The organism is Alcaligenes phenolicus (assembly GCF_032063905.1).
Taxonomy (GTDB): Bacteria; Pseudomonadota; Gammaproteobacteria; order Burkholderiales; family Burkholderiaceae_B; genus Alcaligenes; species Alcaligenes phenolicus.
Genome location: NZ_DAMBOE010000001.1, coordinates 123,661 through 140,545, shown reverse-complemented (window position 1 = coordinate 140,545; position 16,885 = coordinate 123,661). Strand labels below are relative to the sequence as shown.

11 protein-coding genes are annotated in these 16,885 nt (G+C 57.9%); 9 read left to right on the top strand and 2 right to left on the bottom strand.

Features of this window, described 5'->3' with window-relative positions; all coding sequences use genetic code 11:
* Positions 1–2 precede the first annotated feature (2 nt).
* The 3 genes from dmpG (at position 3) to U2949_RS00595 (ending at position 3,410) form a co-directional block, all read left to right on the top strand.
* Positions 3–1,037, top strand: a complete 1,035-nt coding sequence (dmpG, locus tag U2949_RS00605; RefSeq protein WP_026484799.1) for a 4-hydroxy-2-oxovalerate aldolase — start codon at positions 3–5, stop codon at positions 1,035–1,037.
* Between the two features lie 143 nt (positions 1,038–1,180).
* Positions 1,181–2,425, top strand: a complete 1,245-nt coding sequence (gene mhpT / locus U2949_RS00600) for a 3-(3-hydroxy-phenyl)propionate transporter MhpT (protein WP_321285562.1) — start codon at positions 1,181–1,183, stop codon at positions 2,423–2,425.
* 367 nt (positions 2,426–2,792) lie between these two features.
* Positions 2,793–3,410 carry a hypothetical protein gene (locus U2949_RS00595; protein ID WP_026484801.1) on the top strand — a complete coding sequence of 206 codons (618 nt, stop codon included), beginning with the start codon at positions 2,793–2,795 and terminating at the stop codon, positions 3,408–3,410.
* A gap of 40 nt (positions 3,411–3,450) precedes the next feature.
* On the opposite strand, the gene U2949_RS00590 is transcribed toward U2949_RS00595, so the two are convergent.
* Positions 3,451–4,605 carry a fimbrial protein gene (locus U2949_RS00590; protein ID WP_321285558.1) on the bottom strand — a complete coding sequence of 385 codons (1,155 nt, stop codon included), beginning with the start codon at positions 4,603–4,605 and terminating at the stop codon, positions 3,451–3,453.
* Between the two features lie 385 nt (positions 4,606–4,990).
* Here U2949_RS00590 and U2949_RS00585 point away from each other — a divergent pair, with 385 nt between their 5' ends.
* The 6 genes from U2949_RS00585 to U2949_RS00560 all read left to right on the top strand — a co-directional run bounded on the left by U2949_RS00585 (position 4,991) and on the right by U2949_RS00560 (position 15,886).
* On the top strand, positions 4,991–5,554 hold the full coding sequence (locus tag U2949_RS00585; RefSeq protein ID WP_026484618.1) for a fimbrial protein: 564 nt from the start codon (positions 4,991–4,993) through the stop codon (positions 5,552–5,554).
* 66 nt (positions 5,555–5,620) lie between these two features.
* Positions 5,621–6,376: a fimbrial biogenesis chaperone gene (locus tag U2949_RS00580; RefSeq protein WP_321285556.1), complete on the top strand. Its 756-nt coding sequence runs from the start codon at positions 5,621–5,623 to the stop codon at positions 6,374–6,376.
* Between the two features lie 126 nt (positions 6,377–6,502).
* Complete coding sequence (locus U2949_RS00575) at positions 6,503–9,175, top strand: fimbria/pilus outer membrane usher protein (protein WP_321285554.1); 2,673 nt, start codon at positions 6,503–6,505, stop codon at positions 9,173–9,175.
* A complete protein-coding gene (locus U2949_RS00570) occupies positions 9,172–11,964 on the top strand; it encodes an ATP-binding protein (RefSeq protein ID WP_321285552.1) in 2,793 nt (930 codons plus the stop codon). The genes U2949_RS00575 and U2949_RS00570 overlap by 4 nt, the downstream gene beginning before the upstream one ends.
* Positions 11,965–12,059: 95 nt before the next feature.
* Positions 12,060–15,203 (top strand): hybrid sensor histidine kinase/response regulator, encoded by a 3,144-nt coding sequence (locus U2949_RS00565; RefSeq protein ID WP_321285550.1) that lies wholly within the window; start codon positions 12,060–12,062, stop codon positions 15,201–15,203.
* 23 nt (positions 15,204–15,226) lie between these two features.
* The gene (locus U2949_RS00560) at positions 15,227–15,886 is read left to right on the top strand and encodes a response regulator (protein ID WP_035275285.1); all 660 of its coding nucleotides are present in this window, start codon (positions 15,227–15,229) and stop codon (positions 15,884–15,886) included.
* On the opposite strand, the gene U2949_RS00555 is transcribed toward U2949_RS00560, so the two are convergent.
* On the bottom strand, positions 15,883–16,806 hold the full coding sequence (locus tag U2949_RS00555; RefSeq protein WP_321285548.1) for an EAL domain-containing protein: 924 nt from the start codon (positions 16,804–16,806) through the stop codon (positions 15,883–15,885). The two genes, U2949_RS00560 and U2949_RS00555, sit on opposite strands and share 4 nt — an antisense overlap.
* Positions 16,807–16,885: the final 79 nt, after the last annotated feature.

Below are 16,885 nucleotides of genomic sequence, written 5' to 3'. Positions count from 1 at the left end.
CAATGGCACACGATCCCAACAAGAAGCTCTTTATTTCCGACGTGACCCTGCGCGACGGCAGCCACGCGGTGCGTCATCAATACAGCGTGCAAAACGCCATGGATATTGCCCGTGCCCTGGATCAGGCCAAGGTCGATTCCATCGAAGTGGCCCACGGCGACGGGCTGTGTGGCTCCAGCTTCAACTACGGTTTTGGCGCACACACCGATCTGGAATGGATTGAGGCCGTAGCCTCGGTCATTACCCATGCCAGGATTGCCACCTTGCTGCTGCCTGGCATTGGCACCATTCACGATCTGAAAGCCGCTTATGACGCCGGTGCCCGCATTGTGCGGGTGGCCACGCACTGTACCGAGGCCGACGTCAGCAAACAGTACATTGAATATGCCCGCAATCTGGGCATGGACACGGTGGGCTTTCTGATGATGAGCCACATGACCACGCCTCAACATTTGGCTGAACAAGCCAAGCTGATGGAAAGCTACGGGGCAACCTGCTGCTATGTGGTCGACTCGGGCGGGGCCTTGAACATGAACGATGTGCGCGACCGTTTCCGCGCTTTCAAGGATGTGCTCAAGCCCGAAACCGAAACCGGCATTCACGCCCATCACAACCTGTCCCTGGGTGTGGCCAACAGCATTGTGGCCGTGGAAGAAGGCTGCGACCGCATTGATGCCAGCCTGGCGGGCATGGGTGCCGGAGCCGGCAATGCTCCGCTGGAAGTGTTTATTGCTGCCGCCGCACGCATGGGCTGGAATCATGGCACGGATCTGTACACCCTGATGGATGCAGCGGACGATATTGTGCGCCCCTTGCAGGATCGCCCGGTGCGCGTAGACCGCGAAACCCTGGCTCTGGGCTATGCAGGCGTCTACAGCAGCTTCTTGCGTCACAGCGAAGTAGCCGCCCAGAAATACGGCCTGAAAACCGTGGACATTCTGGTCGAACTGGGCAAACGCCGCATGGTGGGCGGCCAGGAAGACATGATTGTGGACGTGGCTCTGGACTTGCTGCAACGACAAGCCGCGACGGCCTGATTCCAAAAAATCGAAAAAAAAGCTCTACCCCGACTCACCGCCGCTTTAGCGCGCGGTGAGCGGATTTCTGCGCCCTGAATTCGGGGCGGGCAGGTCGCAGAAGCAAGAAAAAAAACGTCCCGGTCAACCGAGGAGACATCGCAATGACACAAACCCACGGCCGCAGACACGCGGTCATTACCGTGGCGATCTGCTTTCTGATCGCTGTTATCGAAGGCATGGATATTCAGGCTGCTGGCATTGCCGTTAAAGGCGTAGCAGCGGAGTTTGGTCTGGATAAAACCTATCAGGGCTATTTTTTAAGTGCAGGCATTCTGGGACTGCTGCCCGGTTCACTGATGGGCGGGCGCTGGGCCGATAAATACGGTCGCAAGGCCGTGCTGATTGCCTCGGTCGCCATCTTTGCCCTGTTTACCTTGTTCACCGCCTGGGTCAACAGCCTGGCCATTCTGTTGATGGTACGCTTTCTGGCTGGTGCCGGGCTAGGCGCAGCCATGCCCAACCTGATCACTCTGGCCGCCGAATCGGTCAAGCCAGAGCACCGTGCCCGCGCTGTGGGCATGATGTATGCGGGCATGCCTGTGGGTGCAGCCATCCTGTCACTGGTGGCCGCCTCCAACTTTGGCGAGAACTGGAAAAACATCTTTTACCTGGGCGGCTTGCTGCCCCTGCTCGTTATTCCTGTCATGGTGTGGTTCTTGCCTGAATCACGCGAGTTTCTGCAGGCACGCCAAAGCCAGAACATCGTCCAGGGACGCTTCCAGGATCTGTTCAGCAATGGTCTGGCCACCCGTACGCTGCTCCTGTGGGTCAGCTATTTCTTCACGCTGATGGTGGTATATCTGATGCTGAGCTGGCTGCCTTCCCTGTTCCAGGAGCTGGGCTTTAGCCGCAAGCAAGGCAGCACCGCACAATTCTGGTTCATGGTCAGCGCAACCGTGGGCACCGTCTTGCTGGGCTATCTGACAGACCGCTGGCACAAGGCGTTGGTAATCGCGCTGATGTATGGCGGAATCCTGGCCGGTTTGCTTAGTCTGAACGGCGCATCGGGCTTGGGACAAATGTATTGGGCCGCCGCATTGACGGGCGCTTTTGTCATCGGTTGCCAAGGTGTCCTGTATGCTTTTGGCGGCATCGTCTACCCCACTGCCGTGCGAGCCACAGGTGTAGGCACTGCCGCTGCAGTCGGCCGCATTGGGGCCACCTTGGGACCGACCATTGCAGGTATGCTGCTTAGCCAGGGCTACGGTGCTGCTGGTGTGATCAGTTCGGCCATTCCCTGCATTATTGTCTCGGCGCTGTGCATGTTCCTGGTGGTGCGTCAGATCAGTCAGGAGCGAGCACTGGCCTCCAACAATCCCGCCCTTTCAGCAGCAGGCAAAGCGTAAGAACAGAGCAGATTGCAAATCAAAACTGGGCTGCAATCTGCACACCAGCCCTGCCATAGCCAGCCCTTGCACTTAAGGGCTGCTGCCAAGCCAAAGTAGCACTGTCTGCATGACTGGCTCCCCAAGGATGAATCCGTATTCGACCTTGGGGGCCACTCGCAATGGCAGCCCCCCATTCGGCGTTGCAGACCTATGCGATCTATGCGGGGTCACTTGTGGCAATCCCTGAGGAGAATGGAAGCAAGAATAAAGAATGACGGGATACAATGGCCGGCTGCTATTTTGGCAGCAGTTTTTTATGGTCGGGCGTAACCCTGCAGCGGGGAAACAAGAACAAGGTGCCTGACCCAGCACGGAAACACGAGTGATGGACACAGTCATACTTCTTCTGATCGCCGCTATTGCCTTGCATTTTGTGCGGGCACGCTATCAACGCGGGCGCATTATCTTGCTGGGCCGCCACCTGAGCAGCTTCCAGCTGGAGCGTCATATGGAAACGCTGACAGAAGGCTATGCCCGTGCCATCGGTGAACAGGATCCCTCGCGCCAACTGCAGGTTCTGGAGATGTTTGCCCAAACTGAACATGCCGTGGCGACGCAGGTTCAATCCTTGGCGGATCTGCTGCAAAAGGAACCCGCAGAAAGCACCCGTGTGGTCATGCTGCCCTTCTGTGTGCCTTATGCAGAACGAATCATCCCGTCCATGACGCGAGACTTTCGTCAGCTCCTGCAGATTCATGCCGCCGGGCTGCGCCACATGGTCGAGAACCCTGAACAGCTTGATCCCAAAAGCCGGGCCTATCATTTGTCGGCGGAGCTATACCTGTTTCAGCACAGTTGCCACTGGTTCTGCAAATCCCGCACGGTGGCTGATGCCCGCTTGCTGGCACGCCACAAGGTGACGCATCAAAAAGTGCTGGAATCTGTCTCTGCCCAGACTCGCAACGCCTATTTGCGCTGGCAGCAAAGCCCGGACAAGAAATAAAAAATGGAGCCTGTTGGCTCCATTTTTTATTCGCTGCTTATCAGGGATACATAATCACAAAGGTGGCCGCTGCCTCCAAAGGTCCTGGTCTGATGTCAGCTTCGGTTTTATTCGGAAGGCGTACGTACTGGGCGGTAAAGCCGGTAGTCAACGTCGCCCCGTCTGCCGTTGCCGGTCCTAACGTCGGTGCATAACGCTGCGGCACCCAGGAGCCGGAAGGTGCGGGGCCAAAAGGCAGGGGTTCATACTCACCACGATAAAACAGTCGTATGCCCACTGCCGGATTACTCGTCAGCAAATAGTTTTTTGTCGTTGCCGTATCCCGAGTATCGGTGAAATAGAAACTCAGCTTGGTGTCTTTCGTACAACCGGTTCCCTCAATCAGGAAATAATTCTGCCCTGCTTCCCCCGAAGGGCGAAGTGTACTGGAAGAGGGAATCTGACCAGGATCAACCGGCCCCAAGGTGACGCTCTGCGTCAAGGTACTGGTGGAGAACTTGCAACTTGGCAAGGCAGGTCTGGGCAATTCTGGCACCTGTACCGTGCCGGTCAACGCCGCCATAGGATCTATATAGCCATCGACACAAAGCTGAGGGGTACCCGTGCCTCTTTGGTTGGCTATCAGAACCCGAACTTTATCTACCTCAGTAAAGGTCAACTTGCCACCCCTGTATACCTTGTCATCAATCACCACCAGTTCAAAACTATAAAACTGGGTCAGTGTGTAATTAGCCGTGGTCCGCGCCTGCAACATGGATGTCCACTGACTGCTGGAGATAATGGTTCCTGACGGTGCAACCGGGCCTACTGGCGTCAAAGTAACAGTGGAGGAATACCCCGACCAGCGCACAATCAAGCCCAATCCAGGCATTCCGCTCAAGGGGACGGCCCTATAAGGATTACTTACTATCTGCCCGTTAGCATCGATTCTGATCGTTTCACCATGGGCAATAGGGACGTAGTACTGGGCGTAGGCGGACGTACGCCCCACTATATCTCCATTTTTAAAAACGCTGCCGCTAGGGGCCATGCTCCAGTTGGTACTGGGTGTAAGGTCCCGGGATCTGAAACAGGTCGCCGACTGAGCCTGCACCTGGCCCACGCCCATCAGCAAGACAATAGGCAGGATCAGCGCTTTGGGCCACACAGTCCGCTGGCGGGACAGCTCCGGTCTTTTGAATAGAACGTTCCACATATCGCGCTCCTCATTCATCACAATTTGTTTGCAACCCTTATATGGGCTGATTGATGATGAAATTCTAAAAGCGCAAACCATTTAATTATTTAAGACTAATCCGAGAATACTTTTCCTGTATTTAATAGACACTTGCATTCACAGCGCTTAATCGTCAAGAATTGCAAAGCAAGCATTCAAGCTACTTGACAGAGAATTTAATTAAAAAAACAAATCCTCTCAATTAACAAGTCTGAATTTTAAGAATAGTCCTAAATCTTTTCACCGATTGATTTCCTAAACTTCAATTGTGCCCAAACAGAGCACACTCCTGGGAACCTTAGAGCGCCCCAAGGCGTACAACAAGGTTGCTTCGTTTGTCCAACAATCGGAAGTCAAATCAATCATGAAAAAGATCCTTTTCGGCCTCACTATCCTTTCCGCTTTCGCTGCAGCCGGTGCTCAAGCCGAATCCACTATCGGTGCCCGCGGCAACATCAACTTTGTGGGCAGCATCAACGCTGACAGCTGCACCGTGCGCTCGCCTGGTGCCTCCAGCTCCGGTGCCAACATGCTGGTAGACATGGGCCCCGTGTCGGCCAAGACGCTGGGTACCGAAGCCCAGCCCGCTACCTCGGCTGGTGGCATCACCTCGATCGCCAAGAACATCGACATGCAAGTTGAATGCGCAAGCGGTACCAAGGTTGCACTGAAGCTGGCTCCTACCAACACCTCCGGCAAGGGTATTGCGGTTACCGGTGGCGCCCAGAACGTGCAGATCATGCTGGTCAACAACGACGCCCCTCTGGACTTCACCAGCGGCACCGCCACTTTGGAAGCGCCTTACGCTGACGGCGCCATCAACATCCCTCTGACCGCCTACTACACCCGCAAAGCCGGTGCTGAACTGGCTGATGTGGTCGGTGGCCAAGCCAACGCGACCGTTGCTTACGAGCTGTCTTACGAATAAGACCGCATAAGCCCCTGGCAAAGGGTGATCCTCTTTGCCAGACCTACCCCTCAAGGAGAATGAACCATGTCCATCTTAACTTTCAAGAAACTGGCTTTCGGATGTCTAACCCTGAGCGCTGCGCTGTTAAGCAGCCAGGCAAACGCATCGATCTCCTTGAGCGGTACTCGCTTGATCCTGCCCGAGAAACAACAAGAAGCCTCCATCGTGGTTCGCAACGACAATTCGCCCATCCTGGTTCAGTCCTGGCTGGAAACGAATACCGATCACGATCAGGCTGAACTGCCTTTTGCCATCACCCCCGCATTGGTCAAAGTTGCCCCTAACGGACAACAAGTGATGCGCGTGCTCTATGCCGGTGGTGATCAAGGCCTGCCCCGCGACCGCGAAACCGTGCTCTGGCTGAACATCCAGGAAATCCCCCAACAGGGGCCCGGTGAAAACCAGCTGCAGATTGCCATTCGCCAACGGATCAAATTATTTTTCCGTCCTGACGGCCTGCCCGGTTCGGCAGAGCAGGCCCCTGCCCAGCTGCAGTGGTCTGTGGTGAACAGTCAGGGCAAACCCATGCTGGAAGTCCACAACCCCAGCGCATATCACGTGTCCATGTCCACCCTGCGCACCGCCAAGGGCCAGGATATGGAAGACCCCGGCATGATTGCCCCCGGCCAGACTCGTCTGCTGCCACTGGGCCGCTCGGGTGCCCAGGACACCTTGCAGTTTCGCGCTATCAGCGACTACGGCAGTGCCGACCCGTATGAAGTGCGCCTGAACGGCCAGACCAAAGTTCAGGGCCGTGCCTTGAGCACCGACACTCCGTAAGACAGCGGCGTCGCGCACCGCCTCCCCCCGCCTCACGTCTGACCCTTTCGGCTACTGGCACCTGGCCAGTAGCAGGAGCCCTTGCACGTCTTCAAATCGTCAATTACGCCCCCTGGGTGCAGAGTCATGTTCACAAAAAACCGTCAGTTCTGCCAACGCATTCGACCCATCAGCCGCAAGCCACTGGCCGCGCTGTGGCTTGCCTTGCTGCCCTGCATGGTCATGGCGGCTGGCTCTGCCCAGGCTCAGACGAACTCTGTCACCGTTCCCGCTGCCCAGGACAATCAGGCTGAAGCGGTTCAAGTGGCCGCTCTGGATAACACGGAAACACTGGGCTTTAACATGGCCTTCCTGCAAGGCCAGGCCTCCACCGCTGACCTGCGCACCTTGCTCTCGAACAGCAACGTGCCCGAGGGTGTACAGCGGGTAGACCTGTATGTAAACCAGCAGCGCACTGGACGGCGCGACATCACCTTCAAGCACAACCCGCGCACCGACGAGAACGAGCCCTGTTTTGATCAGGAAATGCTCGATCAGGTCGGGATTGACATGAGCAAGCTGCCCGCCCCGGTATCGGTGGGGGCCACTTGTCTGCGCCTGCCTGAGATCGTGCCCGAAGCTACAGCGGTATATGAAAGCGCCCAGCTGCGTTTGATGCTGAGCATTCCCCAAATTTATCTGAACCCCAGCAAGCGCGGCTATGTAGACCCTTCGCTGTGGGATTCGGGTCAGACCGCTGCCTTTGTGAATTACGGCCTCAATGTGCGCCGTGACCAGAGCAAGGGCATGTCCGCCACCAATGACGTCAGCGCAGACCTGCGCATGGGCGTGAACATCGGCTCCTGGCGCGTACGCAACAACTCCTACTACAGCTCGGGCACCAACCGTTCCAGCACCTTTACCAACCAGAACACCTATGCCCAGCGCGATATTGTCAGCCTGAAAAGCCAGGTGCTGGCCGGTCAAACCTATACCCGCTCGCCGCTTTTTGACAGCGTGCGCTTTATGGGTGTGCAAATGCTCTCGGATGACGCCATGCGTCCTGACAGCGAGCAAGGCTACGCACCAGTGATCCGTGGCACGGCCGAGAGCAATGCCACCGTGGAAGTGCGCCAGAACGGCTATGTGATCTACACCTCCAACGTGGCTCCAGGCCCCTTTGCGATCAGCGACCTGGCCCCCTCGGGCTCGAATGGGGATCTGGAAATTACCATTATCGAAGCCGATGGCTCACGTCGCACCTTGCGCCAGGCTTTTTCGGCTCCACCCTTGATGGTGCGCGAAGGCCGCCTGAGCTACGACATCGCCGCCGGTCAGGTGCGCCTGAACGACGATATGCAGGAGCGCCCCCACTTTGTCAGCGGCTCCATGCTGTATGGCGTCAGCACCAACACCACCCTGGCCGCGGGTGTGCAGGTCTCCAAAGATTTCAACGCCTACTCTTTGGGTGTCGGCATGAATACCCAGTTGGGCGCGGTGTCGCTGGATGCAACCCGATCCACCAGCCGTGTGCAGGGCCAGCAAACCCAGGGCACCAGCATGAACCTGCGTTACAACAAGTTCATCGAAACCACCGGCTCGAACGTGTCCATCAATATGCGTCACGATCTGAGCCGTGGCTATCGCACCCTGGCCGATCACGTCAACGCCAGCGAAGCCCCTTCGCACCTGCGTCTGTACGGTCAGCGCGACTCGCGTCAGCGTATTGATGCCAACATCAGCCAGCCCGTAGGCGGCGGCAATATGTACCTGAGCGCCTCCTACAACAAGAGCTGGGACAAGGATTCCTCCAACAGCTTGTCGGTGGGGTACAGCAACCATATCGGCAAGGTGAACTACAACCTGTCCTACACCCGTACCCGCAACCTGCAATCCTCGTTCGGTCCTTCGCGTTCACACGACAACGCCATCATGCTGACCCTGAGCATTCCTCTGGGTAGCGGCCCGAACGCGCCACAAAGCTTTACCACCGTCAACCACGACAATTCCGGCAATGCGGTCCAGGCCGGTGCCAGCGGCCTGCTGCCTACCGAACGTGAAATCAGCTATGCCGTTGCCGGTGGTCGCAGTGCAGCCGGTGACAGCAGTGCCTCGGTCAATGTGGGCACAGCCACTTCCTTTGCTCGCATGAATGCAGGCTACTCTTATGGCAACCGTCACAGCTCCGGCAACTTCTCGGCCAATGGCTCGATTGTGGCGCACAGTGGTGGCGTGAATCTGGGGCAGGCTCTGGGCGAGACCATAATGCTGGCCAAGGTGGAACCACCTGTTGCGGGTGTGGGCGTTTCCAGCCATGCCGGTGTGAAAACGGGCTCGAACGGCTACGCCATCATCCCCAACGCCACGCCGTATCGCAGCAACCACGTCAGCCTGGATACACGCAACGCTCCGAAAAACGCCGAGTTCAACAATGCGGTGCAGCAAATCGTGCCTACCCGTGGCGCTGTTGCCTTGGCGACCTTCAAGGCCGAAGTCGGCTACCGCGTGCAATTTGAACTGCGCGACGAACAAGGTGCGTCCCTGCCCTTTGGTGCCATGGTGCGCGACGCCTCGGGCCAGCAACTGGGCATGACCGACCCGCGCGGCCGCATTCTGACCATGGTCTCGCCCGAACAAATGCGCGGCTATCTGGATATCAGCCGTGACGGTCAGCTGTGCCGCGCTCGCTACGAGCTGTCCGAAAATGCTGAAAACCTGAACTATCAGCTGGTTCGTCTGAGCTGCGTCAATCGCGATCCTGATCCCATGCTGCCGGGCGATCTGGCCAAACAGGATACCGCCCAGGACGGTGCGGTATGAAGACAAGGCAGCTAGGCGGCGGCCCCCTGCGTGAGAACCTGCCAGCCATGCAGGTTCCACGCTTTCCCAGCGTCTTGCTGGGCGCGCTGTCGCTGATCCTGATCTTGTGTGCTTCACTGGGCACCGGGGCCTACCTGTATGCTTCGGCCACGCACCTGATTTCCGAATATCGACGACAGCTCAATAGCGCCGCCGACCATGCGCAATTGTTCTTTGACCAGCGTGAGGTGTTGCTACGCGCTGTAGCCGCCACCGCAGTGGCGCCGGACACCGTGGTACTCTCCGACCAGCGCAGCAATCTGGAAACCATGAACACGCCGGACAACCGTTCGCTCGATCACTACACCTTGTTATTGACGCGTCGTCATTGGAATGCCATCCATCGCACGGGCACCCTGCGTTACAGCGAGCTGAACCCCGTTCAGGACTATCGCCTGGAACGCGATGGTCAGCGTCTGTCCTGGGAGCCTCAAGCCGATGCCTTGGCTACGCGCCTGATCACTATCAATCAAGAGCCCCATGCCCGGCAGATTCCTGTGGTCTGGCTGCACCAGGACGTTGACTCCACCTCGCAGCTGGTGGCCTACACCCCTATCGACAGGGACAACCGTCAGGGCGCCTGGCTGGGACTGGAACTAAAGGACATAGACCGTGCGCTGACCCTGACGCCCCCGCCACCCAGCACCGAATACATTTTGTTCGATATACGCGGACAAGCTGTCCTGTACAGCAGTGCCCCGCCCGACTCATCCGAGCTGCGTTGGGTACAGCAAGACTATTTTGGTTTTGATGGCAAAGGCTGGCCGCACCATATCATCCTGAGCAAATCCATCGGCACAGGTGGCTTGCGAGTGCTCTATGCCTTGCCCATCCAGCAATTGCTGCACGATGGTCGCCGTGCCCTGATCACCGCCTTGCTGACGCTGACCGTGTTCACCACCATTGTTCTGGTCGGTGCCAGCCTGATCCGACGCCGTTTGCTCCTGCCTGCCCGCCAGCAGCAGCAAAGCCTGGTCGATAGTGTGTCCCTGAATCGCAAGCTGATTGCCATGGCCCCTGTGGGTCTGGCCCTGGTCGATGCCCAGGGCGAGGTGATCTTCCAGGAAAACCTGCAAGCACGGACCTGGATGCAAGGTGATGAGCAATGGCGCTCGCGGCTGCCGGGAGAGCATGAACAAAGCGCCTGCACCGACCTCACCTTGAAGGATGGCCGCAGCGTGCGCGTGCATGCCATCAGCCTGAGCTACCGTGGCAATCGGGCGGCCCTGTGCTCCATCATTGACATTACCAGCGAGAAAGCAGAAGAGGCGGCCCTGCGTCATTCCCGCCAATTGGCTGAAAATGCCAATATCGCCAAGACCCAGTTCCTGACCACGATGAGCCATGAAATCCGCACGCCTCTGTACGGCATTCTGGGCACGCTGGAACTGCTGTCCCTGTCCGAGAAACACCCACACTCTTCTCCCTATCTGGACACCTTGCGCCGCTCGGCAGAAACCCTATTCCGGGTGGTGGGCGAATCGCTGGACCTGTCGCGCATTGAAGCGGGCCACGTCACTCTGGAGCCACGCGAATTTACGCCGCAAGAGCAGGTGGATGAAGTGATTGCCGCCTTTGCGGCCACCGCGCAAAACAAGGGCTTGCTGCTGTATTCCGTAACCCCGGTACGAGCTTTGGTGCCTACGATTGGCGACCCCTTGAAGATCCGCCAGATATTGAGCAATCTGATCAGCAATGCCATCAAGTTCACGACCTCGGGGCATGTGGTGCTGCGTCTGCATACCGAGCCTCAACCGGGCAAACGTCTGGCCCTGCGTTTTCAGATTACGGACTCGGGTCACGGCATCAGTGCAGAAGTATTGCCCAAGCTGTTCCAGCCCTACTTCAGCCTGAACGAAGGCGGCATCAGCAAGCAGCCCGGTACAGGTCTGGGTCTGCCTATTTGCCAGCGCCTGGCCAGCCTGATGGGCGGGTCCCTGTCCGTGGTCAGCGAACCCGGTCTGGGAACCAGCATTACCTTTGAAGTGATTTTGCCTATTGCCACGCCCCCCGGTACGCCGCCAGCACCGGAGTCTGTGCTGGCGTTCCGACCCGTGTATGTCACCGGAGACATTCCCGAGATTGTGTCCAACGTCAGCAAATGGCTGCGTCACTGGGGTGCCTATGCCTTGCCCTACACAGGCCAGCCAGCCAAACCTGGTACGGTGCTGGTCCATAGCTGGCCTTCTTATGCCACCAGCACGCCTGAATGGACGGGCCGTCAGGTCATGGTTCAGCCCAACACCCAAAGTACGAGCACTCAAACCGACAATCCGGACTGTTTTTACACCGCGTCCACAGCCATGAATGACATCATGCAGGCAGTACAACAGGCTCAGGCATTGGACTGCGCTCCTGTACGGGCCGACGAGCCTTTTACGCTACCCGTCCGGGCCCAGCACGTGCTGGTGGTTGACGATAATCCGGTGAACCGGCAGATTCTTCAGGAGCAACTGACCGTGCTGGGCTGCACCAGCCATCTGGAAGCCAGTGGCGAAGCCGCCCTGGCGCTGACCGACAAGAACCGCTTTGATATTGTCTTTACCGACCTGTTCATGCCCGGCATGGATGGCTACTCCCTGGCCCGCGCCCTGCGGGCGGAAAACTACCAGGGGCGCATTATTGGCATTACCGCCAATGCCATTCTGGATAAAGACAAGGAATGGTCCGCCGCAGGCATGGATACCCTGCTGATCAAGCCTTTGCCCATGGCTGCCTTGCGCGACAGCCTGCAGCCTCCGACGCTTTAAGCCTGCCTTTAAACTGCGACTCCTGCACTGCCATCGCGACGCGGGACGGTATGATACGGCAGGACTTGCCCCGTACGGCGACCCCACGGAGAACCATGGCCAATTCACCTTTTAACCGCATGACGCGACGCTCGCGTGGACACACACGGCTGTTGCTCGGCGTTATTCCTGTTTCCTTTATTTTGCTAGGCGCGCTGGTCGTAGGCGGCCAGCATTTTTTCAGCAATGAGCGCCATCGTCTGGAATCAGATTTCACGGTGACGGTGGCTTATATCCACGAGCAGGAACGCTTTCTGGCGCAATTAAAGGCAGATGCCAGCAAGCTTGAAGCGGGCCCGGAGCCCGAGCCACCACCCGTGGAGAGCGGCCATGCCGTCAGCATCTGGCGGCCCACCGCCAGCGTATCCTTTTCCATGATTTGCGAGCAGCATTGCCGTGCGCCCAAAGAGGCTTACGGGACGATGGGTGCCGACCTGGCCGACAGCTTTGCGTCCTTCTGGGCCCTGTCCTATTTTCCATCCGGCTACCTGTTCCTGTTCCATCCTGACATGGAAGACAGTTTGAGCATTCCGGAGCTGGAGTCCTCCCGCACGGATACGGTCTTGCCCATTGCTTCACACAAAGAGGCACGCCAACACATTCAGCCCCCCGGCAACCTTGTCTCCAACCCGTCTGCCGTGAAATGGGTTTCCTTGCCCGAACACCCGCTGCACATGCTGGGCATCATTCCCCTATCCTTGCCTGGCCTGCCAGTGCCCGGCGCGGACCCGACCCGATTCCAGGCCATGAGCCTGTTTGACAAAGGCAGGCTGCGCGAGTTTTTCAATCAATCCGAAGCCCCACTGGGCTATCGCTTCTGGCTGCACCACACCGAGCAAGGGTTGTTGATCGGGAAGGACGACTCCCCCGACCTGACACAGGATGGCTTTACCTTCAGCCTGCAAGGACTGGCCTTCCAGATGCGCGATCCTTCGGGAACCTGGACGGGCCGCTATCTGATCAGCCCCAGCCAGTTGCTGGATAGCACCTGGGTGCCATTGGGTACGGTCGCTTTTCTATTATTGAGTTTGTTGGGCGGCCTGGCCTATGCCCGCTGGTATGGGCACCGTGTCGTAGAACCGGCCCGCCAGGCGCAACAGGCACTACTGGAAAGCCAGGACTTCAATCGCAACCTGATTGATACCTCGCCAGTGGCACTGTGTGTCATCAGCAAGGAAAAACGCCAGATTATTTTTGGCAATGCGCAAGCCCTGGAATGGTTGGAACTGGAGGCAGGGGATCTATTGCCCGAGCAGGCGCCCCTGTCCCTGGCATTGAGCGAGCTGCAGCAACAAGGCCCCGACGCCAGCGAAGGAAAAGTGGATTTACCCGATGGCCGCAGCCTGCATCTGGCCTGTGCACCCAGCCGGTACCACGAACAGGATGTTTTGCTGTGCGTCCTGATGGATCTGACTGCACAAGAAGAAATTCAACGCGAGCTGGAACGCGCGCGCACCGCCGCAGACGAAGCCAGTTCGGCCAAGTCCGCCTTCCTGGCCACCATGAGTCACGAGATCCGCACGCCCTTGTACGGCGTGCTGGGTTCCTTGGAATTACTGTCCATGACCGAACTGGACGGCCAGCAGCACCAGCAGGTGGATCGTATCCAGGGGGCTTCGCGCCAGTTGCTGCAAATCATCAGCGACATTCTGGACATCAGCCGAATTGAGGCGGGCCAGACTCATGTGCAATCCGTAAGCCTGGACCCGGTAGAGCTGGTGCAGGATTGCACGGCCACGTATAGCGCCATGGCGCAGCAGAAAAATCTGCTGCTGTTTTGCCATGTAGACCCGGATGTGCCGCGCAGCGTTCTGGGCGATCCTCTGCATATACGCCAGGTATTGAGCAATCTGATCAGCAATGCCGTCAAGTTCACCCAGGCCGGCCACATTATTGTGCGGCTACGCCAGGAACGGGTCACCCAAGGCAAGGCGCAGTTGCTGTTTCAGGTAGCCGATAGCGGCGTAGGCATTGAGCACGAACGCCAGGACAAGCTGTTTACCCCGTTTTATGTGGCTCATTCAGGAGAACACACCATACGTGGGGCAGGCTTGGGCTTGTCGATTTGTGCCCGTCTGACCGAACTGATGGGCAGCCAGATTCAACTGACCAGCGAGCCTGGTCTGGGCAGCAGTTTCTCTTTTACGCTAAATCTGCCTCTGGAGCCTGCACAAGAGCAGACCCGCCCTGCACCCGATCTGCAAGGCATGAAGCTGCATGTACGCACCCCCCATGCCGAATTGTCCGAGTCCATTTGCACCTGGCTCAAGCACTGGAATGCCCAGGCCCAGGCCATACTGCCCAGCTATCCGCTAACAGGCAAGGCCGAAGATATCTTGCTGGATGTGATGATGCCCGGCAGCAAACCGGCTCCACACTGGCCTGGCCTGTATGTCAGCGTGTCTGCACGCGACGGCAGCGCCACCTTGCCCGAGGCCGACGGCACCAACCCGGAAAGCATTGCCCGTGCGCTGGAGCATTGGCAGACACAGCAACAGGCTACGCCCGAGCAGGAAGCCAAGACCGCGCCCCCTGTCAAAACCGCCATCAAAGCCCCTGGTCGACCCGGTCTGCATGTGCTGGTGGCCGAAGACAATCCCCTGAATCAGGCGACCTTGCGCGAGCAGCTGGAGCGTTTGGGATGCCAGGTTACCCTGGCTCAGGATGGGGAGGAAGCACTGGGCCTGTGGGATGGCAATAACCACGATCTGCTGCTAACGGACGTGAACATGCCCAATATGACGGGCTACGAGCTGGCGCGCCGCTTGCGCGCCCAAGGCATGAGCGCCCCCATTATTGGCATTACCGCCAACGCCATGCGTGACGAAGCCCAACGCTGCACCCAAAGCGGCATGAACGCCTGCCTGGTCAAACCCATGAATCTGGCTACCTTGGGCAATTTGCTGGAATCCCTGATCAGCTCGCCCGTGCCTCAACGCTACCGGGCTATTTTCCGCAGCACCATGAACAAGGATCTGGAAGCTCTGGAACAGGCCCTGCAAGAACAGAATGCCACCAACAGTCAGGCCATCTTGCATCGCATGGCCGGTGCGCTGGTGGTAATGGGTTTGCATGAAATCGCAGACAGAGTGAAAGAACTGGAACAGAATTTCAGGCAGAATACTCAACAAACTGAAACACAGATTCAAACAGCCGTCGCAGTTTGCAACGCACTACGCGACCTGATCGAACAAGCTTAGCGAAACAGTCAAGGAACCCCGGTATGCCCGCGATTCAAAAACTGCGCGTCATCATTGCAGACGATCACCCATTGATCCTGATGGGGATACGCGAACTGCTGGGCCGCGATATCAACCTGAGCGTGGAGGCCGTAGCGGCCAGCCCCTCGGAGCTGGTCGAACACCTGCAAAAAAGCCAGCCCGATGCCATCATTACCGACTACTCCATGCCGGGCGATGAGCAATATGGCGACGGGATGCGCTTCATCTCCTACCTGCGACGCCACTTTCCCGACGTCAAGCTGATTGTGTTGACCATGGTGTCCAACCCCATGATTATTTCTTCTTTGTACGATGCTGGCGTACAAGGGGTGGTACTCAAACAGGATGAACTGTCCGAGGCGCTGGTGGCCCTGCATTTGTTGCGTCAAGGCGTGAAATATTACCCGGCCAATTTCAAGCAAGACACACCCAAGGACGTGCTGGAAAGCTCGGTGCCTGATCGTCTGGCCTCCTTGAGCCCGCGTGAATTTGAAGTGCTGCGCCTGTTTGCCATGGGTGACTCCATCAGCAGCATTGCTGAACAATTAAATCGCAGCATCAAAACCATCAGCGCGCAAAAAGCATCCGCCATGCGCAAATTGAATGTACATAACAACCAGGACCTGATTGCGTTCTGTACCCAAAACAACCTGTTCACCTAGGCTGGCCAACGCTGACGCATCCACATATCCAGTTCGAAAGCCGGAGTGGGTTTGGCAAACAAATAGCCTTGGGCATAGTCACAACCCATTTGCTGCAGGATATCCAGATCGGCCTGGGCTTCCACACCCTCTGCCGTCACACGCAAGCCACGCTCCTTGGCGGTCGCAATCCAGCCCAGAACCTGCGCCGCCTGCTGACGATCAGCCGACAAGCCATGCACAAAGCGCCGATCCAGCTTCAGCTCTGAAAACGGCGCACCAGCCAGTCGCTCCATAGAGCTGTAGTCCACCCCCACATCATCCTGAGCCAGCCCAAAACCCATCGCCACCAAGCGACAAGCCCCCATGAACAAGGCGCAAGCAGTCTTGGTGTCAGAGTTCTCCAGCAACTCGAAAGTGATGTCACAGGCTCGCCCCCGCTTGGCCTGCACACAAGCCATCAAGCGATCAGGCAGGCCAGCATCATCGAGCAAATGTGTGGGCAAATTCACCGACACCGGCATCACCGTTCCTTGACGTAGCCAGTACGCCTGCAGGCCCAAAACCTCTTGCAGGACGTGCATCAGTAAGGCTTCATCCAGGCCGTGCTCGCTGAACCAGGGCAAAAACACATGGGGCGATAACAAGCCCAACTGCGGATGACGCCAACGGGCCAAGGCTTCCAGCGCCACCAGCTTCTGAGAGCGCACCGTCACCTTGGGCTGCAACCAGGCCTGAATCTGATCCTTGTGCAAGGCATCCAGCAAGACAGACCGGCTGATGATGGCTCCCCCTGCCTGAGCACCCGGCAAGGCCACCGCAGGCCTTGGCACCCACAAGCCCGACTCGGAGCGGGCGCGACGGGTGGACCGAGCCAGCGTTCTGGACGGGCGGTAGGTCAAACATCCGGACGATTGTTGAAACACAGAAGGTGCAAACATGAAGAGCCCCGGCAACAAGAGAGGCGCATCGCAAGCCGCCTTGCGGATCACGAGCCCCCATCGATGCTTCAAATCGTAA